21 protein-coding genes and 1 riboswitch are annotated in these 23,107 nt (G+C 73.3%); of the genes, 11 read left to right on the top strand and 10 right to left on the bottom strand.

The window, feature by feature from the left end; genetic code table 11:
- Window position 1: 1 nt before the first annotated feature.
- Window positions 2-571 carry a DUF421 domain-containing protein gene (locus tag ACFYE3_RS07945; RefSeq protein ID WP_368833329.1) on the top strand — a complete coding sequence of 190 codons (570 nt, stop codon included), beginning with the start codon at window positions 2-4 and terminating at the stop codon, window positions 569-571.
- Window positions 572-579: 8 nt separating this feature from the next.
- On the opposite strand, the gene ACFYE3_RS07940 is transcribed toward ACFYE3_RS07945, so the two are convergent.
- Window positions 580-1,452 carry a glycosyltransferase gene (locus tag ACFYE3_RS07940; protein ID WP_387607768.1) on the bottom strand — a complete coding sequence of 291 codons (873 nt, stop codon included), beginning with the start codon at window positions 1,450-1,452 and terminating at the stop codon, window positions 580-582.
- Between the two features lie 90 nt (window positions 1,453-1,542).
- Complete coding sequence (locus ACFYE3_RS07935) at window positions 1,543-2,550, bottom strand: AsnC family transcriptional regulator (RefSeq protein ID WP_387607765.1); 1,008 nt, start codon at window positions 2,548-2,550, stop codon at window positions 1,543-1,545.
- Window positions 2,551-2,712: 162 nt separating this feature from the next.
- Between ACFYE3_RS07935 and ACFYE3_RS07930 the strand changes: the two genes are divergently transcribed.
- Genes ACFYE3_RS07930 through ACFYE3_RS07920 form a run of 3 tightly spaced genes read left to right on the top strand, consistent with a single transcriptional unit; the run spans window position 2,713 to window position 5,506 of the window.
- On the top strand, window positions 2,713-3,468 hold the full coding sequence (locus ACFYE3_RS07930) for a DUF5058 family protein (protein WP_387607763.1): 756 nt from the start codon (window positions 2,713-2,715) through the stop codon (window positions 3,466-3,468).
- A gap of 33 nt (window positions 3,469-3,501) precedes the next feature.
- Complete coding sequence (locus ACFYE3_RS07925; RefSeq protein ID WP_387607762.1) at window positions 3,502-4,251, top strand: hypothetical protein; 750 nt, start codon at window positions 3,502-3,504, stop codon at window positions 4,249-4,251.
- Window positions 4,252-4,279: 28 nt separating this feature from the next.
- Window positions 4,280-5,506 carry an amidohydrolase gene (locus ACFYE3_RS07920; RefSeq protein ID WP_387607760.1) on the top strand — a complete coding sequence of 409 codons (1,227 nt, stop codon included), beginning with the start codon at window positions 4,280-4,282 and terminating at the stop codon, window positions 5,504-5,506.
- Between the two features lie 163 nt (window positions 5,507-5,669).
- Here the strand turns inward: ACFYE3_RS07920 and ACFYE3_RS07915 are convergent, their stop codons facing one another.
- The 6 genes from ACFYE3_RS07915 to gcvP all read right to left on the bottom strand — a co-directional run bounded on the left by ACFYE3_RS07915 (window position 5,670) and on the right by gcvP (window position 14,281).
- Window positions 5,670-6,764: an SDR family oxidoreductase gene (locus ACFYE3_RS07915; RefSeq protein WP_387607758.1), complete on the bottom strand. Its 1,095-nt coding sequence runs from the start codon at window positions 6,762-6,764 to the stop codon at window positions 5,670-5,672.
- Window positions 6,765-6,855: 91 nt separating this feature from the next.
- Window positions 6,856-8,286 carry an L-serine ammonia-lyase gene (locus ACFYE3_RS07910; protein ID WP_387607756.1) on the bottom strand — a complete coding sequence of 477 codons (1,431 nt, stop codon included), beginning with the start codon at window positions 8,284-8,286 and terminating at the stop codon, window positions 6,856-6,858.
- A gap of 123 nt (window positions 8,287-8,409) precedes the next feature.
- Complete coding sequence (gene glyA / locus ACFYE3_RS07905; RefSeq protein WP_387607754.1) at window positions 8,410-9,780, bottom strand: serine hydroxymethyltransferase; 1,371 nt, start codon at window positions 9,778-9,780, stop codon at window positions 8,410-8,412.
- Window positions 9,777-10,154: a glycine cleavage system protein GcvH gene (gcvH, locus tag ACFYE3_RS07900; RefSeq protein ID WP_387607752.1), complete on the bottom strand. Its 378-nt coding sequence runs from the start codon at window positions 10,152-10,154 to the stop codon at window positions 9,777-9,779. The genes glyA and gcvH overlap by 4 nt, the downstream gene beginning before the upstream one ends.
- A gap of 78 nt (window positions 10,155-10,232) precedes the next feature.
- Window positions 10,233-11,354 (bottom strand): glycine cleavage system aminomethyltransferase GcvT, encoded by a 1,122-nt coding sequence (gene gcvT, locus ACFYE3_RS07895; protein ID WP_387607749.1) that lies wholly within the window; start codon window positions 11,352-11,354, stop codon window positions 10,233-10,235.
- A 56-nt stretch (window positions 11,355-11,410) separates the two neighbouring features.
- A complete protein-coding gene (gene gcvP, locus ACFYE3_RS07890; RefSeq protein ID WP_387607746.1) occupies window positions 11,411-14,281 on the bottom strand; it encodes an aminomethyl-transferring glycine dehydrogenase in 2,871 nt (956 codons plus the stop codon).
- Between the two features lie 151 nt (window positions 14,282-14,432).
- Window positions 14,433-14,535, bottom strand: a riboswitch (glycine riboswitch).
- Between the two features lie 185 nt (window positions 14,536-14,720).
- Between gcvP and ACFYE3_RS07885 the strand changes: the two genes are divergently transcribed.
- From ACFYE3_RS07885 to ACFYE3_RS07875, 3 genes are read left to right on the top strand one after another with little or no spacing between them, the layout of a single operon-like run.
- Window positions 14,721-16,091, top strand: a complete 1,371-nt coding sequence (locus ACFYE3_RS07885) for a GntT/GntP/DsdX family permease (RefSeq protein WP_387607743.1) — start codon at window positions 14,721-14,723, stop codon at window positions 16,089-16,091.
- A 25-nt stretch (window positions 16,092-16,116) separates the two neighbouring features.
- Window positions 16,117-17,580, top strand: coding sequence for a four-carbon acid sugar kinase family protein (locus ACFYE3_RS07880; protein WP_387607741.1), 1,464 nt, complete (start codon window positions 16,117-16,119; stop codon window positions 17,578-17,580).
- The gene (locus tag ACFYE3_RS07875) at window positions 17,577-18,455 is read left to right on the top strand and encodes an NAD(P)-dependent oxidoreductase (protein WP_387607739.1); all 879 of its coding nucleotides are present in this window, start codon (window positions 17,577-17,579) and stop codon (window positions 18,453-18,455) included. Before ACFYE3_RS07880 ends, ACFYE3_RS07875 begins: the two co-directional genes overlap by 4 nt.
- A gap of 36 nt (window positions 18,456-18,491) precedes the next feature.
- Here the strand turns inward: ACFYE3_RS07875 and ACFYE3_RS07870 are convergent, their stop codons facing one another.
- Both ACFYE3_RS07870 and ACFYE3_RS07865 read right to left on the bottom strand, forming a co-directional pair.
- Window positions 18,492-18,728, bottom strand: a complete 237-nt coding sequence (locus tag ACFYE3_RS07870; protein ID WP_387607737.1) for a DUF6953 family protein — start codon at window positions 18,726-18,728, stop codon at window positions 18,492-18,494.
- Window positions 18,729-18,856: 128 nt separating this feature from the next.
- Window positions 18,857-19,384, bottom strand: coding sequence for a 2'-5' RNA ligase family protein (locus ACFYE3_RS07865; protein WP_368821510.1), 528 nt, complete (start codon window positions 19,382-19,384; stop codon window positions 18,857-18,859).
- Between the two features lie 120 nt (window positions 19,385-19,504).
- Between ACFYE3_RS07865 and ACFYE3_RS07860 the strand changes: the two genes are divergently transcribed.
- The 4 genes from ACFYE3_RS07860 to ACFYE3_RS07845 all read left to right on the top strand — a co-directional run bounded on the left by ACFYE3_RS07860 (window position 19,505) and on the right by ACFYE3_RS07845 (window position 22,965).
- The gene (locus ACFYE3_RS07860) at window positions 19,505-20,614 is read left to right on the top strand and encodes an ABC transporter ATP-binding protein (RefSeq protein ID WP_387607734.1); all 1,110 of its coding nucleotides are present in this window, start codon (window positions 19,505-19,507) and stop codon (window positions 20,612-20,614) included.
- Window positions 20,611-21,285, top strand: coding sequence for an ABC transporter permease (locus tag ACFYE3_RS07855; protein ID WP_387607731.1), 675 nt, complete (start codon window positions 20,611-20,613; stop codon window positions 21,283-21,285). Before ACFYE3_RS07860 ends, ACFYE3_RS07855 begins: the two co-directional genes overlap by 4 nt.
- The gene (locus ACFYE3_RS07850; RefSeq protein WP_387607729.1) at window positions 21,282-21,953 is read left to right on the top strand and encodes an ABC transporter permease; all 672 of its coding nucleotides are present in this window, start codon (window positions 21,282-21,284) and stop codon (window positions 21,951-21,953) included. The genes ACFYE3_RS07855 and ACFYE3_RS07850 overlap by 4 nt, the downstream gene beginning before the upstream one ends.
- 76 nt (window positions 21,954-22,029) lie before the next feature.
- Complete coding sequence (locus tag ACFYE3_RS07845) at window positions 22,030-22,965, top strand: ABC transporter substrate-binding protein (RefSeq protein WP_387607726.1); 936 nt, start codon at window positions 22,030-22,032, stop codon at window positions 22,963-22,965.
- Window positions 22,966-23,107: the final 142 nt, after the last annotated feature.

Raw genomic sequence — 23,107 nt, 5'->3', positions numbered from 1 at the left:
CGTGCTCGACGACGCCGTGGCCCGCCTCGGCGTGGACGCCCCCGGGGCGCTGGCGGTGGTGGCCTCGGCCGTGGGGATCTACCTGGCGTTCCTGCTCATGGTGCGGCTCCTCGGTCAGCGCGTGCTGTCCCGGCTGTCGACCTTCGACGCGGTCGTGGTGGTCATGCTCGGCGCCGTGGCCGGGCGCGCGGTCCTGGGGGACACGCCCACGCTCGCCGCGGGCGTGCTCGGGCTCGGCACGCTGTTCGCGCTCGAGGCGGGCTTCGGCCGGCTCCGCGCGGGGATCCGCGTGTCGGCGCTGATGAACAACCGGGCGGTGCTGCTGATGGCCGGCGAGCGGGTGCTCGAGGCCAACCTCCGCCGGGTCCACGTGGTGGAGTCCGAGCTCTTCGGCGCCCTGCGGAGCGCGGGCGTGCGCGGCCCCGACGAGGTCGCGTGCGTGGTCTTCGAGGCCTCCGGCACGATCAGCGTCCTCCGGCGCGGCACGCCGGTCGACCCCCGGCTGCTCGAGGGCGTCCGGGACGCCCACCTGGTCCCGGCGGACCTCCTGCGGGAGCCGGGCAGGGGCTGAGGACCGCCTCAGCCCCTGTCCGGTGCACCTCCTCGTGGGGAAAGCGCGCCGTGCGGGCCTCGAGGGCGCCCGCGCAGCAGCCGCAGGAGTCGCACGGGCCCGTACACGGCGTACAGGACGGTCCGCGCCGCCATGGGGACGGGACTGGGGGTCCGGTGGGCGCGGTAGGTGCGCCGATAGCGTCCGACGTACTCGCGGAACTGCGCGGGGGAGTCGTCCATGCGCCGGGCTGAGACGCCCGCGACCATGGCCGGCAGGTAGGCGATCCTCAGTCCGTGCTCGCTCAGGTGCAGGGACAGGTCGATGTCCTCGTGCATCCGGTCGTTCTCGTCCCGGCAGGTCGCGCACCGGATCCGCTCCCAGGCGGTGCGGCGGATGGCCATGTTGGAGCCGTAGAGGAACGGGTGCCGGTGTGCGACCAGCGACATCACCAGCTGCCGCCCCGCGTTGTCGATGCGCAGCCCCAGTCGGCGCAGCGGCAGGTCGTAGTAGAGCACCGGGCCGGTCGCGGCGGCGAGCTCGGGGTCCCGGAACGCTCGCTGCACCTGCGCCACCCAGTCCGGGGCCGGCACGGAGTCCGCGTCGATCCGGCCCAGGACGTCTGTGCGGGCGGCGTCGAGACCGGCGTTGCGGGTGGGGACCAGTCCTCGTTCCGCGCTCTGCCGCAGGAGCACGAGCGGGGCCTCCGGGTGCGCGGCCTGCAGACGGGTCACCACGGAACGGGTGCCGTCCGTGGAGCCGTTGTCGACCACGACGATCTGCGCGGCGGCCACGGTCTGGTCCAGCACCGCCTGCAGGCAGCGCTGGAGGACCGCTTCCTCGTTGAACGCCGGGACCACCACGCCGACACTGGGCCCGCCGGGACGCTGACTGGGGAACATGCCTCCATGGTAGAGACCGGCGCGGACCTCCTTCCCGGCACGGGGCGTCCTGCCCGCGCACCGCGGGCGGACGCCCGGGCGCGCACGGCGTCACGGGGCGGCCGGAGCGGGTTCCGTCACCACCTCGCCGGTCGCGGTCGAGTCGTCGCGCAGCATCCAGCCCATGCGCTTGTGGGTCCGCACGCCCACGTCGGACTCGACCACCTGGACCCCCGGCGCGGCGGCCTGCAGCTCGGCCTCGACGTCGAAGATGTCCCCGGGGTTGCGCAGCCAGAGCAGGAAGGTGAGGTTGGTGTCGCCCGTGGTGGAGGCGCACAGGCGCAGCGTCCGGTGGGAGCGCAGGCAGCGCACGGCCGCCTCGAGCTGCGCCGGCGGCACCCGGACGTACCACTGGCAGGACACCGGGTAGCCGGAGTACTGCTGGGCCAGTTCGCAGCGGAGGGCGACGAGGCCGGTCTCGAGCGCCTGGCGCAGGTGCCGGGCCGCCGTCGTCGGGTGCGTGCCCGTCGCGGCGGCGATCTCCGCGGCGGTGGCGCGCCCGTCGGCCTGGAGCACGGCCGTCATCTCCTCGAGGCGGGCGGGAGTGGCGCCGTGCGGGCGGTGCACCTCCGGCCGCAGGGCGCCCACGCGGCGCTGCTGCTCCGGGGACAGCACGTCCAGGCGCCAGTTGTTGCCGATCGCGTGGAGCCGTGTGGCCACCGTGAGCTGGGCCCGCAGGATCGCCGGATCAGCCCGCACCAGCGGCAGCACGTCCCGGGTCATCTGCTCCCAGCTGCGGGTAAGGACGGTGAGCCGGAGGTCCCAGGCGCGTGCGGACTCCTCGACGGTGCCGATCTCCGGCACGGCGCACAGCCGCTCCAGCACCTCGGCCCGGCGGCCCGGGCGGCACTCGAGGCCGATGAAGGTGGCGCAGCCCTGCGTGCCGGAGGTGCCGAGGTGGGCGGTGACCCAGGTGCGGCCGTCGGTCCGGAGCCGGTCCCAGCGAGCGGCCAGGGTGGTGGGGTGGCGGCCGAGCGCGGCCCCCAGCTGGGTCCACGTCGCCCGCGGCGCGATCTGCAGGGCGTGGACGAGCTCGAGGTCCTCCACAGGCAATTCCATGCTGGTTCCTTCGGTCCGGCGCACGTGTGATGCAGGTTTTCGAGGATATCTCCCCGTGGTGATTGACGTCACGTCACGCTCGGAGCAGATGCCTGCCGGCGACGGCCAGCTCGTGGCCCCGCCGCTCCTTTCCTGCCGACCCCACCACCTCCGGGAGTTCCCATGAACCTGCGCACCGTTGTCGACGGCGCCTCCACCGACATCCTGTCCGTGGCCAACCTGCCCGTGCTGTGGATCTGCGCCCTCGGCGTCTTCGCCGTCATCGTCGTCCAGACCGTCATCTACGTCCGGGCCGCCCGCGTGGCGGCCCCCGCCGCCGGGGTGAGCTCGGCCGAGCTGAGGACCTCCTTCCGCGCCGGGGCGGTCTCCGCCATCGGGCCGTCCCTGGCCGTGGCCCTGGTGGCCGTCGCCCTGCTGACGGTCTTCGGCGCTCCCGCCGTGCTGGTGCGGATCGGGCTGATCGGCTCGGTGTCCTTCGAGACCGGTGCGGCCGGCATCGCCGCGGGCACGATGGGTGCCGACCTGGGCGGTCCGACCTACACGCAGAGCGTGTTCGCCGTGGCGTTCATGGCCATGAGCCTGGGCGGGGCCATGTGGATGCTCGCCACCCTGATCCTCACGCCCTTGCTGAAGAAGGGCGATGTCAGTCTGCGCAAGATCAATCCCGCCGTGATGACGGTGGTCCCCGGGGCGGCCCTGCTCGGGGCGTTCTTCGCCCTCGGGCTCGGGGAGCTGCCGAAGTCGGGCAACCACGTGGTGGCCTTCCTCGCCTCGGCGGCCGTGATGGCGGCGTGCCTGGGAATCGCCAAGGCGCTCCGGGCCCAGTGGCTCCGCGAGTGGGCCCTGGGCATCGCCATCCTGACCGCACTGGTCGTCACCTACCTCACCGTCGGCGCCGGCGTCTTCCCCACCGCCTGAGCCTGCGCCCGAGACCACCGAAGGACTTCTGCCATGACCACTGTGAACTCCGTCGTTCCTGCCCTCGAGCAGTTCGACACGACGACCGCCCGATGGGGCCGGCTGACGATGATCGCCGGGCTGCTCTTCGCCCTGGCCGGCCCCACCTACCTCGTGCTCTTCAGCGGCCTCGACGTGGACCACGCCAGGATCTGGACCGCCCTGCTGGCCATCGCCGGCACCTTCGGAGTGCTGTGGATAGTGGAACCGCTCACCTACTACCCGATCCTGGGCCAGGCCTCGATGTACCAGGCGTTCATGATCGGCAACATCTCCAACAAGCTGCTGCCCGCGGCACTGATCGCCCAGGCCTCCATCGGCGCCAGGCCCGGCACCCGGCGCGGGGAGCTGGCGGCCGTGATGGCCATCAGCGGCGCGGCCATGGTCCACCTGGTCTCCCTGCTCGTCCTCGTCGGCCTCCTGGGCTCCTGGCTGGTCAGCGTCGTCCCGGCCGAGGTCGTCGCCGTGGTCCAGACCTACATCCTGCCGTCGGTGCTGGGCGCCGTGCTCGTGCAGGCGATCGTCTCCACGCGTAGCCTGCGGATGACGGTCATCGCCGGCGTCGTCGCCGCCGCCGTCGTGTTCCTCCTCGTGCCCGCCGTCCCGGCCCTCGCCTTCTTCGGCACCGCGATCGCGGTGATCAGCACCGCCGTGCTGGCGTGGTTCCTGCGTGACCGGTCGGCCCCGGCCGATCCCGTGGCGAGCAAGGTGCAGGACCCCCAGGACGAATTCCCCATCGACTAGGACCGTTCCCCCGAAAGGACGCCACGCCATGAGCCCCACCACGGATCTGCAGCTGACCGACGAGCTGCGCCGGCAGATGCACCAGCTGTACCGCGAGCTGCACGCGAGCCCGGAGCTGTCCATGCAGGAGCACGCCACCGCGGCCCTGATCGAGCAGCGCCTCACCGCCCTGGGCATCGAGACCTTCCGGTGCGGCGGCACCGGCGTCGTCGGGGTGCTGCGCAACGGCGACGGACCCACGGTGGCCTTCCGCGCCGACACCGACGGCCTGCCGCTGGCCGAGGACACGGGGCTGGACTACGCCAGCACGGCCACCGGACGGCTGGAGGACGGGACCGAGGTCCCCGTGATGCACGGGTGCGGCCACGACACGCACGTGGCCGTGCTGCTGACGGCCGCCGTGCTGCTGACCGGAGCCCGCGAGGCGTGGGCCGGGACCGTGGTGCTGATCTTCCAGCCGGGGGAGGAGACCGCGGCCGGCGCCCGGGCCATGCTCGAGGACGGGCTGTGGGAGAAGGCCCCGGTGCCCGAGGTGGTCTACGGTCAGCACGTGATGCCGGTCCGGGCCGGGACCATCACGTACGCGCCGGGGGACACCATGGCGATGGCCGACTCGTGGAAGGTGACTCTGCACGGCAAGGGCTCCCATGGATCCCAGCCGCAGGACTCCACCGACCCAATCGTGCTGGGGGCGCACATCATCACCCGCATCCAGACCATCGTCTCCCGGGAGATCGATCCGCGCCGACCGGCCGTGGTCACCGTCGGCACCTTCCACGGCGGGCTGAAGGAGAACATCATCCCGGCCACCGCCGAGTTCACGCTCAACGTGCGCACCTTGGACCCCGTGGTCCGCGACCACGTCCTGGAGGCGCTGCGGCGGATCATCTCGGCGGAGGCGGCCGCCTCCGGGGCCCCCGAGCCGACCGTCGAGGTGCTCTCGACCTTCCCCCGCAACTACAACGACCCCGACGCCACCGCCGCCCTCGTCGAGCGGTTCCGGCAGGTGCTGGGGGAGGACGACGTGACGGAGATCGAGCCGCTGATGGGCTCGGAGGACTTCGGCGCCCTCGGCGCGGCGATCGGGGTGCCCTCGATCTTCTGGATGTTCGGCGGCCACGACGCGGCCACCCTCGAGGGGGAGGGGCCCGTGCCGGTGAACCACTCCCCGTTCTTCGCCCCGGCGATCGAGCCGACGCTGTCCACCGGGGTGCGGGCCGCCCTCACCGCGATCCTCTCCCGCGTGGGCCGCTGACCCCTCCCCGGCGACCCTCTCTCGTCGTCACGGCGAGCACGACGGTCCGGTTCCGTCGGGAACAGGACCGTCGTCGTCCGTGCGCCGGCGGAGCCGGGCCGGGGCGGGGGCCCGCCCGCTCGGCCGGTCCGGCCGGAGCCGCGCTCCGGCACCGCCGGGGACATCAGGGGATGATGCGCTCGGCGCGGTAGCGCTCGAACAGGGCCGTGAAGCAGTCCTGGGTGCGGCGGTAGCCGGGGAACCCGGCCAGCCGGCTCTTGCTCATGTCGGCGACCACCTCGATGGGCCGGCCGAGGTCGGCGTCGGTGTGCCACCAGGAGGCCACGCGCGCGAGGTCCGGCTCCACGAGCCCGTGCTCGGCGACGATCCGGGACCAGACGTCCTCGGCGCCGCGCATCTGCTCCTGAAGGGGCCGCGGCTGCCCGGCGAAGCCCTCCCACTCGAGGCCGAACCAGACGGCCAGGGCCGGCCACATCCGGCGCCAGCGGAAGACGTCGCCGTTGACCACGTTGTAGGCCTCGTTCCCGGCGTCCTCCGTGGTCGCGGCCCAGACCATGTGCTCGGCCAGCAGGGACCCGTCGGTCATGTCGGTCAGGCTGTTCCACTGGGTCTCGGAGCCGGGGAACACGAACGGGCGGCCCGTCTGGCGGCAGATCGCCGCCTGCACGGCCAGGGTCAGGCCCATGTTCATGGCGTTGCCCACCGCGTGGCCGATGACCGTGTGCGCCCGGTGCACGGACCAGCGGAAGCCCTGGCGTCCGGCGGCCGCCCACAGCTCGTCCTCCTGGGCGTAGTAGAAGTTCTCCACCGGCAGCCGCGGCTCCTCCTCCCGGAAGGGGGTGTCCGGCATGGTCCCCCGGCCGTAGGCCTCGAACGGGCCCAGGTAGTGCTTGAGCCCGGTCATCAGCGCCACGTGCTGCAGCGGGGCGTGGTCCAGGGCGGCCAGGAGGTGGCGCAGCATCCCGGCGTTGACCTCGATGTTCTCCTTCTCGGTGGCCTGGCGGGACCAGGCGGTGAAGAACACGTGCGTGGGCCGCTCCCCGGCCAGGGCGGCGGCCAGGCTCTGCGGGGACCGGAGGTCGGCGCCGATGTGCCGGGCCGTGCTGCCGGGGACCGGGTTCCGGGAGAGGCCGAGCACGTCCCAGCCCCCGGTGCGGGTCAGCTGCTCGACGATCGCCGAACCGGCGATGCCGCTGGCCCCCACCACCAGGGCGGTTCGGCGCGGGCGGGAACGGGGGGCCTGGGCGGGGGCTGTCACGGTGCTGTCTCGTCTCCTCGGTGGGTGCGGGTGGTGCTTGCCGGTCCGCAGGGGCAGGACCGTCCGGGCCGACGGGCTCAGCGTCTCACGGTCAGCACTCCACGACGTTGACGGCGAGCCCGCCCAGGGCGGTCTCCTTGTACTTGTGGCTCATGTCCCTGCCGGTCTCGCGCATGGTCACGATGACCTCGTCGAGGCTGACCCGGTGGGTGCCGTCGCCCCACATCGCCATCTTGGCGGCGTTGATCGCCTTGGCCGCGGCGATCGCGTTGCGCTCGATGCAGGGGATCTGCACCAGCCCGCCGATCGGATCGCAGGTCAGCCCGAGATTGTGCTCCATGGCGATCTCCGCGGCGTTCTCCACCTGGGCCGGTGTCCCGCCCAGGATCTCGGCGAGACCGCCGGCGGCCATCGAGGACGCGGAGCCGACCTCGCCCTGGCAGCCGACCTCGGCCCCGGAGATCGAGGCCTGCTCCTTGTAGAGCACCCCGACCGCCCCGGCCGTGAGCAGGAAGCGGACCACGATGTCCTGCCTGGCCGCCTCGAGGGCTTCCGGACCCTCCGCGGCGGCGGCGCGGGCCGCGGGGGAGTAGTGGGTGGCGTAGAACAGCACCGCAGGGATGATGCCGGCCGCCCCGTTGGTAGGGGCGGTGACCACGCGCCCGCCGGAGGCGTTCTCCTCGTTGACCGCCAGGGCCACGAGGTTCACCCACTCCGGCCAGAACCCCGGGTCTCGGTCCGGGTCCTCGGTGCGCAGCCGCCGGTGCCACTCGGGGGCGCGGCGGGCGACCTTCAGCCCGCCCGGCAGCGGACCGGTGCGCTGCAGGCTGGAGTCCTTGCACTCCTCCATCACGGCCCAGATGTGCAGCAGCTGCTGCCGGATCTCCTCCTCGTCGCGCCAGGTCCGCTCGTTGGCCAGCATCACCGCGCTGATCGGCATGCCGGTGCTCTTGCAGTGGGCCAGCAGCTGCTCCGCGGTGCGGAAGGGATGGGGCACCTGGGCGCTGGCGGCGTCCAGTTCGGCCGCGGCCGCGCCCTCCTCGCCCTCCTGGACGATGAACCCGCCGCCGACGGAGAACCAGGTCTCGTCGGCCAGCACGGCGCCGGAGGCGTCCAGCGCCTGGAAGCGCAGGCCGTTGGTGTGCCGCTCCAGGACGGTCAGCGGGTGCTGCACCATGTCCTCGACCCGGTACGGGATGTCCTTGCGGTGTCCGAGGGCGGCGCACAGCCGCAGCGTGCCGGTCGCGGCGATGTCGGCGAGCCGCTCCTCGATCTCGTCGGGGAGGACCTCCTCGGGGTCGTAGCCCTCCAGACCGAGCAGGATCGCGGTGAAGGTGCCGTGGCCGCGGCCGGTCGCGGCCAGCGACCCGTAGACGTCCACGCGCAGGTCCGCGGTGCGCTCCAGCAGGTCGCCCCCGGTCAGGGTCTCGGCGAAGCGCCGTGCGGCGCGCATGGGGCCGACGGTGTGGGAGCTCGAGGGGCCGATGCCCACGGTGAACAGTTCGAAGACGCTGATGGCCATGACGGTGATGCTCCAAAGGAGGGTGGTGCCCCGGTGCGGGGCGGGGTGGGTGGAAGGGTGGTGGTGCGGGCCGGTGCCCGGCCCGCACCACGGTCCTCGACGGTGCCCGGGTGCGGCTCGTGCTCAGTCCTCGCCCAGCGGGGCCAGCCCCGAGTACAGCGGGTGGTCCGCGGCCAGCTGCTGGACGCGTGCCCTGAGGCCGGACAGCACGGCCGGGTCGGCGCTCGCGGCTTCGGTGCCCTCGGCCCCGGAGCTCTCGGCCGCGGCGTCCGCCCCGGCGATGAGGGTCTCGGCGATGATGTCGGCGACCTCGGCGAAGGCCTCCGCGTCGAAGCCGCGGGTGGCCAGGGCCGGGGTGCCGATGCGCAGCCCCGAGGTCACCATCGGCGGGCGCGGGTCGAAGGGCACGGCGTTGCGGTTGACGGTGATCTCGACCTGGGCGAGCAGGTCCTCGCCCTGCCGTCCGTCCAGCGCCGAGCCCCGGAGGTCCACGAGCACCAGGTGCACGTCGGTGCCGCCGCTGACCACCGTGATCCCCCGGGACTGCACGTCCGGGGAGAGCAGCCGGTGGGCGAGGATCGAGGCGCCCTCGAGGGTGCGCTCCTGCCGCCGGCGGAAGTCCTCTCCGGCGGCGATCTTGAACGCCACGGCCTTGCCCGCGATCACGTGCTCGAGCGGACCGCCCTGCTGGCCCGGGAAGACCGCGGAGTCGAGCTTCTTGGCGATGTCGGCCTCGTTGCTGAGGATCAGGCCGCCCCGGGGGCCGGCCAGGGTCTTGTGCGTCGTGGAGGTGACCACGTGCGCGTGCGGCACCGGGTTGGGGTGCAGCCCGGCGGCGACCAGCCCGGCGAAGTGGGCCATGTCGACCATGAGCCACGCCCCGACCTCGTCGGCGATCGCGCGGAAGGCGGCGAAGTCGAGCTGCCGGGGATAGGCGGACCAGCCGGCGATGATCAGCTGCGGGCGGTGCTCCCGGGCGAGCCGGGCGACCTCCTCCATGTCCACCGTGCAGCTCGTCTCCTCCACGCCGTAGGGCACGACCTGGTAGAGCTTGCCGGAGAAGTTCAGCTTCATGCCGTGGGTCAGGTGCCCGCCGTGGGCGAGGTTCAGGCCCAGGACGGTGTCCCCGGGCTTGATCAGCGCGTGCATGACCGCGGCGTTCGCCTGCGCCCCGGAGTGCGGCTGGACGTTCGCGAAACCGGCGCCGAACAGGGCCTTGGCCCGGTCGATGGCCAGCTGCTCGATGACGTCCACGTGCTCGCAGCCGCCGTAGTAGCGGCGCCCCGGGTAGCCCTCGGCGTACTTGTTGGTCAGCACCGAGCCCTGGGCCTGCATCACGGCCACGGCGGTGTGGTTCTCGGAGGCGATCATCTCCAGGCCCTCGCGCTGCCGGCCGAGCTCCTGGTCGATCTGCGCGGCGACCTCGGGGTCGAGCTCGGCGAGGTCCGCGTTCAGGGTCTCGAGGTCCTGCTGCGTGCCCGGGTGCGTGCTCATGCCTGCTCCTCCTGGGCCTGCTCGTACTCCTCGGCGGTGAGCAGGTCGCCCTCCTCGGTGACCTCGACGGTGAACAGCCAGCCGTCCCCGTACGGGTCGGAGTTCACCAGGCCGGGCTCGTCGACGACGGCCGCGTTGACCTCCGCGACCGTGCCGGAGACCGGGGAGAAGAGCTCGGAGACGGACTTGGTGGACTCCACCTCGCCGCAGACCTCGCCGGCGGTGACGGTGGAGCCGGCCTCGGGCAGGTCGAGGTAGACGACGTCGCCGAGGGCGTCGACGGCGACCGCGGACAGGCCGACCTTCACGGGGGAGGACTCGTCCACCCACTCGTGCTCGGCGGAGTAGCGCAGGTGGGAGGGGATGGTGCTCATGGTCGGGGGCCTTTCAGCAGGAGGGACGACGACGGGTGGCGGAACGGGCTGGACGGCGGGGGCCGGGTCAGGCGCGGGTCACTGCCCGCGCTGGTAGAACGGCAGGGACACGACCTCGAAGGGCACCGGCTTGCCGCGCAGGTCGACCTGCACCTGCGTGCCGGGCTCGGCGTGCGCGTTGTCGAGGTAGGCCAGGGCGATGGGGTAGCCCAGGGTCGGGCTCAGCGCCCCCGAGGTGACCTCCCCGACGACCTCGCCGTCCACGCTGATCGGGTAGTGGCCGCGCGCCGCGCGCCGCCCCTCGCCGCGCAGGCCGACCAGCGTACGGCCCACGCCCGCGGCCTTGCAGGCCTCCAGGGCCGCGCGGCCCACGAAGTCCTCCTCCTTCTTCAGGGAGACGACCCGGCCGAACCCGGCCTCGTAGGGGGTGATGTCCCGGGTGAGCTCCTGGCCGTAGAGCGGCATCCCGGCCTCCAGGCGCAGGGAGTCGCGGCAGGCGAGCCCGCAGGGCACGAGTCCGAGGCCCGGCCCGGTCTCCAGGAGCGTCTTCCACAGCGGCGCGGCCTGGGCGTTGGGCACGTAGAGCTCGAAGCCGTCCTCCCCGGTGTAGCCGGTCCGGGCGAGCAGCACGTCGATCCCGGCGACGGTGGCCGGCGCGGCGGAGTAGTACTTCAGCTCGGCGATCAGCTCCTGCTGCTCTGCGGGCACCAGTTCCTGCAGGATCGCCTGCGCGGCCGGCCCCTGGACGGCGACCAGCGAGGTGTCGGCGGACTCGTCGGCCACGATGACGTCGAAGCCGGCGGCCCGCTCCTGCAGGGCGGCGAGCACGTCCGGGGCGTTGCCGGCGTTGGGCACCACCAGGTACTCGTGCTCGGCCAGCCGGTAGCTGATCAGGTCGTCGATGATCCCGCCCTCGGGGGTGCAGATCAGGGAGTACTTGGCCCGGCCCACGGCGACGGCGGCGAGGTTGCCCACCAGCGCCGTGTTCAGGAAGGCCGCCGTGTCCGGGCCGGTCACCCGGATCTCACCCATGTGGGAGAGGTCGAACAGGCCGGCGGCCGTGCGCACGGCGCGGTGCTCGGCCAGCTCGGAGCCGTACTTCAGGGGCATGTCCCAGCCGCCGAAGTCGGTGAAGGAGGCCCCCAGCGCGGCGTGCTCGTCGTGCAGGGCGGTGTGTCGGGAGGTGGTGCTGACGCTCATGTCGAGCCTTTCGTGGCAGTGCGGTCCGTGTCGGGGCGATCCGGTGCGGTGTCGGATCAGTTCTCGAAGGCCTCGGGGGCCGGGCAGGAGCAGATGAGGTTGCGGTCCCCGGCGGCGCCGTCGATGCGGCCGACCGGCGGGAAGTACTTGTCCTGGCGCAGCTCCGGGACGGGGAAGGCGCCCTGCTCGCGGGGATAGCGGCGGTCCCAGTCGCTCGCGGCCACGACCTCGGCGGTGTGCGGGGCGTGGCGCAGCGGGCTGTCCTCGGCGCTGAGCTCGCCGCGGGCGACCTGCTCGATCTCCTCGCGGATGGTGGTCATCGCGGTGATGAACCGGTCGATCTCGGCGAGGTCCTCGGACTCGGTCGGCTCCACCATCAGCGTCCCGGCCACCGGGAAGGACAGGGTGGGGGCGTGGAAGCCGAAGTCGATCAGCCGCTTGGCCACGTCCTCGGCGGTCACCTTGGTGCGGGCCGTGAGGGCCCGCAGGTCCAGGATGCACTCGTGGGCGACCAGCCCCTCGTTGCCGGTGTAGAGCACCGGGTAGTGCTCGTTCAGCGCGGTGGCGACGTAGTTCGCCGTGAGGAGCGCCGTCTGCGTGGCCCGGGTGAGGCCGTCGCCGCCCATCATCGCGATGTAGGCCCAGGAGATCGGCAGCACTCCGGCCGACCCGAACATCGTGGCCGAGATCGGCGCGCCGGCCGCCCCGTCCGCCTCGGCGCGGGTGGCGTCGCCGGGCAGGAAGGGGGCCAGGTGCGCGGCCACCGCCACGGGCCCGACGCCGGGCCCGCCGCCGCCGTGGGGGATGCAGAAGGTCTTGTGCAGGTTCAGGTGGGACACGTCCCCGCCGAACTGCCCGGGCTGGGCCAGGCCGACCAGGGCGTTGAGGTTGGCCCCGTCGATGTACACCTGACCGCCGGCGGCGTGGACGGCGTCGCAGACCTGGCGCACGTCGGCGTCGTAGACCCCGTGGGTGGAGGGGTAGGTGATCATGATGGCGGCCAGCTGCTCGCGGTGGGCCTCGATCTTGGCGTCGAGGTCGGCGTGGTCGATGGTGCCGTCGGTGGCCGTCTTCACGACGACGACCTTCATGCCGGCCAGGACCGCGGAGGCGGCGTTGGTGCCGTGGGCCGAGGCCGGGATGAGGCAGACGGTGCGCTGCTCCTCGCCGCGGGACCGGTGGTAGCCGCGGATGGCCAGCAGACCGGCCAGCTCGCCCTGGGAGCCGGCGTTGGGCTGGAGGGACACGGCCGCGTAGCCGGTGATCGCCTCCAGGCGGTTCTCCAGGTCGGCGATCAGCTCGCGCCAGCCGGTGGTCTGGTGGGCCGGGGCCAGCGGGTGGATCGAGGCGAACTCGGGCCAGCTCATGGCGGCCATCTCGGCGGTCGCGTTGAGCTTCATGGTGCAGGAGCCCAGCGGGATCATCGTCCGGTCCAGGGCCAGGTCCCGGTTCTCCAGGCGAGTCAGGTAGCGCAGCATCTGCGTCTCGGACCGGTGGGTGGAGAACACGGGGTGGGTGAGGAACTCCGTGGTGCGCCGCAGCCCCGCGTCCAGCTCGAGGCCGCGCGGCCCGGCGGCGACGGCCGCGGCCGCGTCGGCCACGCCGAAGGCCTCGGCGACGAGCAGCAGGTGCTGCTCCGTGGTCGCCTCGTCGCAGGAGATCCCCACGTGGTCGGCGTCGACGTGCCGCAGGTTCACGCCTCGGTTCTCGGCCGCGCGGGCCACCTGCTCCGCCCGCCCGGGGACCCGCACGGTGAGGGTGTCGAAGAACTGCTCCGCGACGAGCTCATGACCGGCGCCCTGCAGCACGGTGGCCAGGGTCCGGGCGCGGTCGTGCACGCGCCGGGCGATGGCCTTCAGCCCCTCGGGGCCGTGATAGACGGCGTACATGCCGGCCACGACGGCCAGCAGCGCCTGGGCGGTGCAGATGTTGGAGGTGGCCTTCTCGCGGCGGATGTGCTGCTCGCGCGTCTGCAGCGCCAGGCGGTAGGCCGCCCGCCCCGTGGCGTCCTTGGAGACGCCCACCAGGCGGCCGGGCAGGTTCCGCTCCAGGCCGGAGCGCACCGCCATGTAGGCCGCGTGGGGACCGCCGAAGAACAGGGGGACCCCGAAGCGCTGGGAGGACCCCACCGCGATGTCCGCGCCCTGCTCGCCGGGCGGGGTGATGAGGGTCAGGGCCAGCAGGTCGGCCGCGACCGTGACCATCGCCCCGCGCTCCTTGGCCTCCGCGATCACCGCGGCGTGGTCGACGACGCGCCCCGAGACCCCGGGCTGCTGCAGGACCACGCCGGTGATCTCGCCCTCGGGCAGGCCCGCCGTCAGGTCGGCGACCTGCACGGCGAAGCCCAGCGCCTCGGCGCGGGCCAGCACCACGGCCAGGGTCTGCGGCAGCGTGTCGGCGTCGATGACGATCACCCCGTTGCCGCGGGCCTTGTTGGCCCGGCGCATCAGCAGCACCGCCTCGACCACCGCCGTGGCCTCGTCCAGCAGCGAGGCGTTCGCCACCGGCAGCCCGGTGAGGTCGGCGACCATGGTCTGGAAGTTCAGCAGCGCCTCCAGGCGCCCCTGGGAGATCTCGGGCTGGTAGGGGGTGTAGGCGGTGTACCAGCCCGGGGACTCCAGCACGTTGCGCAGGATGACCGGGGGCGTGTGGGTGTCGTAGTAGCCCTGGCCGATCATCTGCACGGCCGTGGTGTTGCGGTTCGCGAAGGTGCGCAGCCGCTCGAGCACCTCCTGCTCGCTGAGGGCCTCCGGCAGGTCCAGCGGGGTGCTCTGACGGATGTCGGCGGGCACGGCGGCGTCCGACAGGTCGTCGAGGCTGGCGCGGCCCACACGGGCGAGCATGGTCTGCACGGCGTCGGAGCCGGCACCGATGTGCCGGTCGGCGAAGACCGTCGTGGGGGTCGTGGTGGTGAGCTGGGTCGTCATGAGGAACTCCCGGGTGCTGCACGCCAGGTCGGCGTGGATCGGTTCGAGTTCCTCCCCGCTCTGTCTGGGACCTGAGAGATTCCGCGGCCGTGGGGCCGCTTGCACCGTCGGTGAGACCGGCGACGCGCGCCGGGCTGCTTTCCAGAGTTGCCGAACCGTGGTGGTACAGGGGCCTGAGAGTTTCCTGGGGAGGAATTGCTCCTACGGCGCCCGCCGGGCTGGGTGCACCCGCGGGACTCTCCCACCACGGTTCATGGGCGTCTGCTGCTCCCAGGATAGCCGGATCGGGAAAGGAGTGTCCACCGTCACGCGGAAGGACCGGCCGCGCTCGGGAGTCGGCACCGCTCCGGAGCGCGCGTTGACCGTGTGCTCTGGGTCACATACGATGTCTGACGTCTTACAGGGCGGGCGTTCGCCTCCGGAGCTCATCGAGGACTTCATGACCACCACCACTCTCGTCCTGCTGGGCCTGGCCGCTGTCGTGGTCATTCTGGGTCTCATCATCAAGGGCAAGGTGCACCCGTTCCTGGCCCTGATGATCGCGGCCGCGGCGCTCGCCCTCGCCGCCGGGATCCCGCTCGCCGAGGTCGTCCCCACGCTGACCACGGGCATGGGCAACACCCTGGGCAGCGTCGCCCTCATCGTCACACTGGGGGCCATGCTCGGCCGCATCATCGAGGTCTCCGGCGGCGCCGACGTCCTGGCCCGCTGGCTGCTCGACAAGTTCGGGGAGAAGCGCGCCCCCTTCGCGCTCGGCGCCACCGGCTTCATCTTCGGCATCCCGGTCTTCGTGGACGTCGGGCTGATCGTGCTCATCCCCATCGTCTTCGGCGTCGCCCGCCGGCTGGGCGGGAACATGCTCGCCTATGCCCTGCCGATCGTCATCGCCATGCTGACGGTGCACGTCATCGTCCCGCCCCACCCGGGCATCGTGGGCGGCTCCGAGCTGCTCGGCGCCGACATCGGCCTCGTCCTGCTGCTGTCCTTCATCCCGGCGATCCCGATGTGGTTGTTCGGGCACTGGCTGGCCATGCGCCTCTCCCGCACCGCCCACGTGGAGATCTCGCGGGACGACGTCCTGCAGAGCGTCGGCGGCACGGGCCACACCGGCGTGGTGCAGACCAAGGCGCCCAGCACCGGTCTCGTGCTCGCCATGATCGCCGTGCCTCTCGTGCTCATCATGCTCCAGACCACCAGCGCACTGGTGCTGCCGGAGGGCAATGCGATCCGCACCGTGCTGTCCATGGTCGGCGCCTCGCCGATGGCGCTGCTGATCGGCGTGATCCTCGCCTCGATCCTGCTGGGCTACCGGCGCGGCTGGGGCCGCGAGGAGACCGAGCACGTCATCAACTCCGCGCTGCCCCCCGTGGCCGCGGTCATCCTCATCACCGGAGCCGGCGGCATGTTCGGCTACGTGCTGCGCGAGACCGGCGTCTCCGAGGCCGTCGCGGACGTCCTGGGCGGGACCGGCCTGCCCATCATCCTGCTGGCCTACATCATGGCCGCGCTCATCCGGGCGGCCCAGGGCTCGGCAACCGTCGCGATCCTCACCACGGCGCCCCTCATCGCCCCGCTGGCCGCGGCGCAGAGCCTCACCCCCGTCCAGATGGCCATGCTCGCGCTGTCCATCGGTGTGGGCTCCATGGCCCTGAGCCACGTCAACGACTCCCTGTTCTGGGTGTGGAGCCGCTACTTCCGGGTCCCGACCGGGACCGCTCTGCGCACCTACTCCGTGCTGTGCACCGCCACCTCGCTGGTCGGGTTCCTGGTGGTGGCCGTCCTGTGGATCGCCCTCTCCGGCCTGTCCTGATGTCCCGCCGAAAGGAGTCCTGCGCATGACCACCCCGCGCACCCTGCTCGTGCTCGACGACGACCCCACCGGGTCGCAGTGCGTCCACGACGTCGACGTCGTCCTCGAGCTCGACCCCGAGCCCGTGCTGGACGTCGTCCGGCACTCCGGGCGCACCTGCTTCGTGCTCACCAACAGCCGGGCCCGGCCCGAGGCCGAGGCCGTGGCGCTCAGCACCGGGCTCGTCTCGGCGGTGCTGGAGAGCCTCCTCGCGGAGCGCCTGCCCCTGCCCCACCTCGTCTCCCGCAGCGACTCCACGCTGCGCGGGCACGTCATCGCCGAGCCCACGGCCCTGGCGGACGTCCTCGAGCGGCACGGGGTGCCGGTCGACGGGTTCCTCTTCGCCCCGGCCATGATCGAGGCCGGGCGCTACACCGAGGACGACGTCCACTACGCGGTCCTGCAGGGCCGCCCGATGCCCGTGGGGGAGACCGACTTCGCCGCGGACGCGACGTTCGGCTACTCCTCCTCGGACCTCAAGGACTTCCTCGTGGAGCGCTCCGGCGGGACGCTGGAGCGCTCGAGGATCCTCTCGATCGGTCTCGACGACATCCGGTCCGGGGGCGTGCCGGCCGTCGCGGAGGTCCTGCGCCGGGCACGGGACCGGGCCTGGGTGGTCGTCAACGCCACGAGCTACGCGGACCTCGACACCGTGGCGGAGGCGCTGTCGACCCTCGAGGCGGAGGGCCGCACGTTCGTCACCCGGTGCGGGCCCTCCTTCGTCCGCCCGCTGGCCGGGCTCACGGACTCGCGGGTGCTGGGCCCGGAGGACATCACGGTGGGCCCCGGGCGCCTGCCGCACGGGCTCGTGGCCGTCGGGTCCCACGTGGGGCTCACCAACCGCCAGCTCGCCGAGCTGCGGACCCGGCGCGACCTCTTCGAGGTCGAGCTGCACGTGCCCACCCTGCTCGACGACGACGCCCGCCCCGGCTGCGTGGCCGACGCCGTCGCGCGGATCACCGAGGCGCTCGGGACCAGCGACGCGGTCGTGTGGACGAGCCGCGAGCTCGTGCGCACGGACGACCCCGACGGGTCGCTGGCCATCGCCCGGTCCGTCTCCGACGCGCTCGTGGAGGTCGTGCACGGGGTGGCGCAGGCGCGCCCGGCGTGGGTCGTGGCCAAGGGCGGCATCACCTCCCACGAGGTGGCCCACCGGGGTCTCGGGATCCGCCGGGCCACCGTGGCCGGCCAGTTCTTCCCGGGCCAGATCTCGATGTTCCAGCCCACCGACGCCCCGGACACCACGCGGGGCGGGCCCTACGTGGTCTTCCCCGGCAACGTCGGCGGGGAGAGCGCCCTCGCCGACGTCGTGGGGGTCCTCGACCGGGCGGCCGAGCTGGCCCGGTCGCTGGACCTGCGGCGCGCCCCCGGTGCGGCGCGCGACTCCGGTCCGAACAACTCCGGTCCGGGCCGCACCGGCCCGAACGACTCCGAGGAGAACCTGTCATGAGCACACCGCTGTCCGTCGGCTTCCTGGGCCTGGGCGCCATGGGCGCTCCCATGGCCCTCACCCTGGCCCGCGCCGGCTTCCCCGTCCGCGGCTTCGACGTCTCGCCCCGCGCCGAGGAGGTCGTGGGCGACGCCCTGGAGCTGCTGGCCGACCCCCGGGAGGCGGCGGCAGGCGCCGATGTCGTCGTCGTCATGGTCGCGACCGGGGCGCAGCTGCACGACGTCCTGTTCGGCGAGCGCGGCATCACCGACGCCCTGGACGCGGACACGGTCCTGCTCGTCATGGCGACCGTCGGCCCGCAGTCCGTGGAGTCCTGCGCGCAGGGCCTCGAGGGCCGCGGCGTGCGGATCGTCGACGCGCCGGTGTCCGGCGGGACGGCGCGCGCCGCCACCGGGGACCTGCTCGTGATGGTCGGCGGCGCGGAGGAGGACGTCGCCGCGGTCCGGCCGCTGCTCGACGCGATGGCCGGCAACGCCCCGGTCGTCGGCTCCCGGGTGGGCGACGGGCAGCGCTTCAAGGTGGTCAACCAGCTGCTGTGCGGGGTGCACATCGCCGTGGCGGGCGAGGCGCTGGCCCTGGCGGACTCCATGGGCCTGGACCCGGCGCAGTGCCTCGAGGTCCTCTCGACCGGGGCCGCCACGTCCTTCATGTTCGAGGACCGCGGTCCCCGGATGCTGCAGGGCGATCAGGCCGCGGTCCGCTCCGCCCTGGACATCTTCGTCAAGGACATGGGACTGGTCACCGACGCGGCCCGGGCGGTCGAGCAGCCGGTGCCGCTGGCCTCGGCGGCCGAGCAGCTCTACGTGCGCGGCCGCCGGGAGGGGCACGGCCGGCACGACGACTCCGTGGTCTTCGACGTCCTCCGCTCCCGCTGACCGGGGCCCGGGCCGGGCGGTGCGCCGCGCGGCGGATCAGCTCCTGAGGGACCAGAAGCGGCGGTCGCGGTCCCACTGCACCGTGCCGCCGTGGGCCTTGCGGAACTCCGCGAGGACCTCCTTGCTGATCCCGGTGTGCCCGTTCTCCAGGGTCCGGACCCACTCCGGGCCGAAGGCGGCGGGGATGTCCTGGACGGCCTGGTCCTGGGACAGCCGTCCCTCGGTGCGGATGCGGTCGATCATCCAGGTGGCGATGTCCTGTGCGCTCGTCATGCCCCGAGCCTACGCGGCTCCGCGCCCGCCGGATCACGGCGGCGGGATGACGGTGCGGGTGGATCACGGTGCGGGTGGAGCCGGGGTCCCGGGAGCGGCCACGGGCGTGCCCTCCGCGGGGCCGGCGCTCAGGCCAGGTGCACCACGGTGCGGGCGTCCGCGTCCCAGCGGCGCAGGGCCACGGCCCGCAGCGGCTCGGGGTGCGGGGCCAGGACGCCGAGTGCGGCGGCCACCTGGTCCGGGCGCATCCGGCGCGCCAGGGTGACGTGCGGCGTCCAGGCCCCGGGGAACGAGGTGCGCGCCTGCCCGGGGACCGCGCCCACGGCGTCGCAGACCCGCCGGTGCAGCTCGAGCAGCTCGGGGGTGGTCACGACCTGGCGGACCACCACGTAGCCGCCCCGGCCCGGGCCGAACAGCAGCACGCCCGCACTGATCAGCGGCAGGTCCACGAACCCGGCGGCCGCGGCGACCCGCTCGTCGATCCCCGGCACGGTCTCCGGGGCCAGGGACGGGGCGGCCACCAGGGTGATGTGGGGGCGGTTGGACTCGGAGCGGTGCCGGCCGGAGCTGGGCAGTCCCGCCTCGGCCAGCCGGTCCCAGTCGGCGCGCACGGCCGCCTCGGCGTCCTCGCCGAGCAGCAGCTCCAGGCTGTGCACCGTCCACCTCCTTGCGCGTTCGGCCGGCGGTCCCGCGGGAGCCGCTTCCGGTGGACGCGAGTCTAGCGGGGCGTCCGCCGTGCTTGCCTATACTGGCCGGACGGCAACGGGAGGATCTCCATGACCGACATCGCGATCCGTTTCGAGGGCGCCGGCAAGACGTACCCGGACGGGACCACCGCCGTCGAGGCTCTCGACCTCGAGATCCCCCGCGGGTCCCTCACCGTGTTCGTGGGGCCCTCGGGCTGCGGGAAGACCACGTCCCTGCGGATGATCAACCGCATGGTGGAGCCCACCTCCGGGACCGTCACGGTGGAGGGCCGCGACGTCACGTCCGTGCCCGCCCACGAGCTGCGCCGCTCCATGGGCTACGTCATGCAGCAGTCGGGCCTCCTGCCGCACCGGACCGTGGTGGACAACATCGCCACCGTCCCGCGGCTCAACGGCGTGCCGAAGAAGCAGGCCCGGGAACGGGCCCGCGAGCTGCTGACCACCGTGGGGCTCGACGAGGCCCTGGGCTCCCGCTACCCGTCCCAGCTCTCGGGCGGGCAGCAGCAGCGCGTGGGCGTGGCCCGGGCGCTCGCCGCCGACCCGCCGGTCCTGCTGATGGACGAACCGTTCTCCGCCGTGGACCCCGTGGTGCGCCAGGACCTGCAGTGCGAGCTGCTGGACCTGCAGCGCCGGCTGCACCGCACCATCGTGTTCGTCACCCACGACATCGACGAGGCGATCCTGCTCGGCAACCGGGTGGCCGTCTTCGCCACCGGCGGGCGGCTGGCGCAGTACGCCACCCCGGAGGAGCTGCTGCGCGCGCCCGCCGACGACTTCGTGGCGGACTTCGTGGGCCGGGACCGCGGCTTCCGCTCCCTGACCTTCGACTCGGCCCACGACATCCCCGTGCACCCCGTGGCCGCCCTGCGTCCGGACGGCAGCCAGGGCGTGGTCGGCACCGGGGACGGGCCCGTCCCCGACGGGTGGACGCTGCGGGTCGACGACGACGGCGCCCCCCGAGGCTGGGTGCGGCCCGGCGCGGAGGACGACCCCGTGGTCGGCGGCACCCTGCACCGGCCCGGCAGCTCCCTGCGCAGCGCCCTGGACGCGGCCCTGTCCTCGCCGTCGGGGCTCGCCGTGGTCGTCGACGACCACGGCCGGGCGGTCGGGATCATGCAGCCGGGCGAGATCATCGCGGCCATCGAGGACGCGCGCCTCGGCGGACGGACGCCCCGATGACCTGGACGAGCCGGAACTGGCCCTCCGTCCTGGAGCTCACGGGCACGCACCTCGTCCAGTCGGTGCTGCCCCTGCTGCTCGGCGCCCTGATCGCGGTCCCGGTGGCCCGGCTCGCGGCCCGAAACCGCACGCTGCGCCCGGTGTTCGTCACGGGCTCCTCCCTGCTCTACACCATCCCGTCCCTGACCCTGTTCGTGGTGCTGCCCCTGCTCCTCGGCACGCAGATCACCTCGGTGGTGAACGTGGTCGTGGCGCTGACCATCTATGTGGTGGCCATCCTGGTGCGCTCCTCCGTGGACGCCTTCGAGTCCGTGGACCGCGACATTTTGCAGGCCTCCACCGCGATGGGCTACCGCCCGCTGCGGCGCTTCTTCGCGGTCGAGCTGCCCCTCTCGGTGCCGGTGCTGGTCGCCGGGCTGCGGGTCGCCTCCGTCAGCAACATCTCCATGGTCAGTGTGGGCGCCGTGATCGGCGTGCAGTCCCTCGGCACCCTGTTCACCGACGGGCTGCGCCGGTCCATCCTCGAGGAGATCGCGGTGGGCATCGTCCTGACCGTGATCCTGGCGGTGCTCCTCGACCTCGTGCTGCGGGGGGCCGGCCACGCGCTGACGCGCTGGCAGCGGGTGGGCGCGACTCCGGTGCCGCGGGTGCGGAGAGGGGCGGTCGCATGAGTCTCGTGGGCGCCGCCCTGGCGTGGCTGACCGATCCCGAGAACTGGTCCGGGGCCGGCGGCATCCCCGCCCGGCTCCTGGAGCACCTGACGTACAGCGGCGTGACGATGGCCGTGGCCCTGGCCGTGGCGGTCCCGCTGGGCCTGTGGGTGGGGCACACGGGGCGCGGGTCCGGCGTCGTCGTCGGCCTGGCGGGTGCGCTGCGCGCCCTGCCCACGCTGGGCCTGCTCACCCTCTTCACCCTGCTGCTCGGGCTCGGGCTGGTGCCGCCGATCATCGCGCTCGTCCTGCTGGCGATCCCGCCGATCCTGTCGGGGACCTACGCCGGGGTCGCGAACGTCTCCCCGGCCCTCAAGGACGCCGGGGCGGCGATGGGGATGACCGGGAGCCAGGTGCTGACCCGCGTGGAGGTGCCCAACGCCCTGCCCGTGATCCTGGGCGGGATCCGCAACGCCGCCCTGCAGGTCGTGGCGACCGTGACCGTGGTCGCCTACATCAACCTCGGCGGCCTCGGCCGCTACCTCATCGACGGCCTCGCGGTGCGCGACTACGACCGGATGCTCGGCTCCGTGGTGCTCGTGGCGGTCCTGGCGCTCGCCGTGGACGCCGTCCTGGCGCTGGCCCAGCGGCTGTCCACGTCGCCGGGCCTGCGCCTCGCCGCGCCCTGACCCGCCGCTGTCCATGACCCACCGTCCTCCCGCGACCCACCGTCTTCCCGTGCCACCGACCGACAGGAGAACCACCATGACCACCGCTCCCGTGCTCCGCCGTGCCACCGCACCCGCCCTGGGCGCCGCCCTGCTGCTGGGCCTGACCGCCTGCGGAGGCGGCGGCGACCCCCTCGCCGAGGAGGACGGGTCCGCGACCGCGTCCTCGGAGACCGTGACCGTGGGCTCCGCCGACTTCCCGGAGAGCCAGGTCGTGGCCGAGCTCTACGCCGGGGCGCTCGAGTCCGCCGGGGTCGAGACGGAGACGTCGCTGGGCATCGGCGCCCGCGAGGCCTACGTGGGGGCCGTGCAGGACGGGTCCGTGGACGTGGTCCCGGACTACTCCGGCAACCTCCTGCTCTTCGTGGACCCCGAGGCCACGGCGAGCTCGGCCGAGGAGATCATGACGGCCCTGCCGGAGGCCCTGCCCGAGGGCCTGACCGTGCTGGAGGCCTCCGAGGCGGAGAACAAGGACGCCATGGTGGTCACCTCCGGGACCGCGGAGCAGTACGGGCTCACGAGCATCGCGGACCTGGCCGGGGTGTGCGGCGAGCTGGTGATCGCCGGACCGCCCGAGTTCGCCGAGCGCGCCTACGGCCTCGACGGCCTGGAGGAGAAGTACGGCTGCGTGCCGGAGTCCTTCGAGCCGATCAACGACGGCGGTGGCCCGCTCACCGTCCAGGCCCTCCTGAACGGTGACGTGGACGTCGCCGACATCTTCACGACCACCCCGGCGATCGCCGACAACGACCTCGTGGTGCTGGAGGACCCGGAGAACAACTTCATCGCCCAGCAGGTCCTGCCGCTGGCCGCGGCGGACCGGCTGCCCCAGGAGGCGGTGGACGCCCTGAACGAGCTGTCCGGGAAGCTCACCACGGAGGACCTCATCGACCTGAACCGCCGGGTCAGCGGCGAGGACCAGGTCAGCCCGGCCGACGCGGCGCAGGAGTGGCTCTCCGCCAACGGGTACTGAGCCCGGCACCGGGTCCCGGGGGGGGTCCGCGCTCCCGGGACCCGGCGTCCGCCCTGCACAGGGTTCTCCACATGCGTGGCGGCATCCCCCCGGGACCGGCAGCCCCGCCGGCCCGCTCCCGCAGGGCGGCGGCGGGCCTTCC

The sequence above is a fragment of the Kocuria arenosa genome (assembly GCF_042879215.1).
GTDB lineage: Bacteria > Actinomycetota > Actinomycetes > Actinomycetales > Micrococcaceae > Kocuria > Kocuria arenosa.
The sequence above is the reverse complement of the archived record's forward strand: the minus strand, read 5'-3'. Positions and strand labels throughout refer to the sequence as shown.

What these genes read in the sequence shown, in the direction of transcription:
- ACFYE3_RS07940 (WP_387607768.1), bottom strand. Translation starts at nt 1,452, where the DNA reads ATGTTCCCCAGTCAGCGTCCCGGCGGGCCCAGTGTCGGCGTGGTGGTC.
- ACFYE3_RS07935 (WP_387607765.1), bottom strand. Translation starts at nt 2,550, where the DNA reads ATGGAATTGCCTGTGGAGGACCTCGAGCTCGTCCACGCCCTGCAGATC.
- ACFYE3_RS07930 (WP_387607763.1), top strand. Translation starts at nt 2,713, where the DNA reads ATGAACCTGCGCACCGTTGTCGACGGCGCCTCCACCGACATCCTGTCC.
- ACFYE3_RS07925 (WP_387607762.1), top strand. Translation starts at nt 3,502, where the DNA reads ATGACCACTGTGAACTCCGTCGTTCCTGCCCTCGAGCAGTTCGACACG.
- ACFYE3_RS07920 (WP_387607760.1), top strand. Translation starts at nt 4,280, where the DNA reads ATGAGCCCCACCACGGATCTGCAGCTGACCGACGAGCTGCGCCGGCAG.
- ACFYE3_RS07910 (WP_387607756.1), bottom strand. Translation starts at nt 8,286, where the DNA reads ATGGCCATCAGCGTCTTCGAACTGTTCACCGTGGGCATCGGCCCCTCG.
- glyA (WP_387607754.1), bottom strand. Translation starts at nt 9,780, where the DNA reads ATGAGCACGCACCCGGGCACGCAGCAGGACCTCGAGACCCTGAACGCG.
- gcvH (WP_387607752.1), bottom strand. Translation starts at nt 10,154, where the DNA reads ATGAGCACCATCCCCTCCCACCTGCGCTACTCCGCCGAGCACGAGTGG.
- gcvT (WP_387607749.1), bottom strand. Translation starts at nt 11,354, where the DNA reads ATGAGCGTCAGCACCACCTCCCGACACACCGCCCTGCACGACGAGCAC.
- gcvP (WP_387607746.1), bottom strand. Translation starts at nt 14,281, where the DNA reads ATGACGACCCAGCTCACCACCACGACCCCCACGACGGTCTTCGCCGAC.
- ACFYE3_RS07885 (WP_387607743.1), top strand. Translation starts at nt 14,721, where the DNA reads ATGACCACCACCACTCTCGTCCTGCTGGGCCTGGCCGCTGTCGTGGTC.
- ACFYE3_RS07880 (WP_387607741.1), top strand. Translation starts at nt 16,117, where the DNA reads ATGACCACCCCGCGCACCCTGCTCGTGCTCGACGACGACCCCACCGGG.
- ACFYE3_RS07875 (WP_387607739.1), top strand. Translation starts at nt 17,577, where the DNA reads ATGAGCACACCGCTGTCCGTCGGCTTCCTGGGCCTGGGCGCCATGGGC.
- ACFYE3_RS07870 (WP_387607737.1), bottom strand. Translation starts at nt 18,728, where the DNA reads ATGACGAGCGCACAGGACATCGCCACCTGGATGATCGACCGCATCCGC.
- ACFYE3_RS07860 (WP_387607734.1), top strand. Translation starts at nt 19,505, where the DNA reads ATGACCGACATCGCGATCCGTTTCGAGGGCGCCGGCAAGACGTACCCG.
- ACFYE3_RS07855 (WP_387607731.1), top strand. Translation starts at nt 20,611, where the DNA reads ATGACCTGGACGAGCCGGAACTGGCCCTCCGTCCTGGAGCTCACGGGC.
- ACFYE3_RS07850 (WP_387607729.1), top strand. Translation starts at nt 21,282, where the DNA reads ATGAGTCTCGTGGGCGCCGCCCTGGCGTGGCTGACCGATCCCGAGAAC.
- ACFYE3_RS07845 (WP_387607726.1), top strand. Translation starts at nt 22,030, where the DNA reads ATGACCACCGCTCCCGTGCTCCGCCGTGCCACCGCACCCGCCCTGGGC.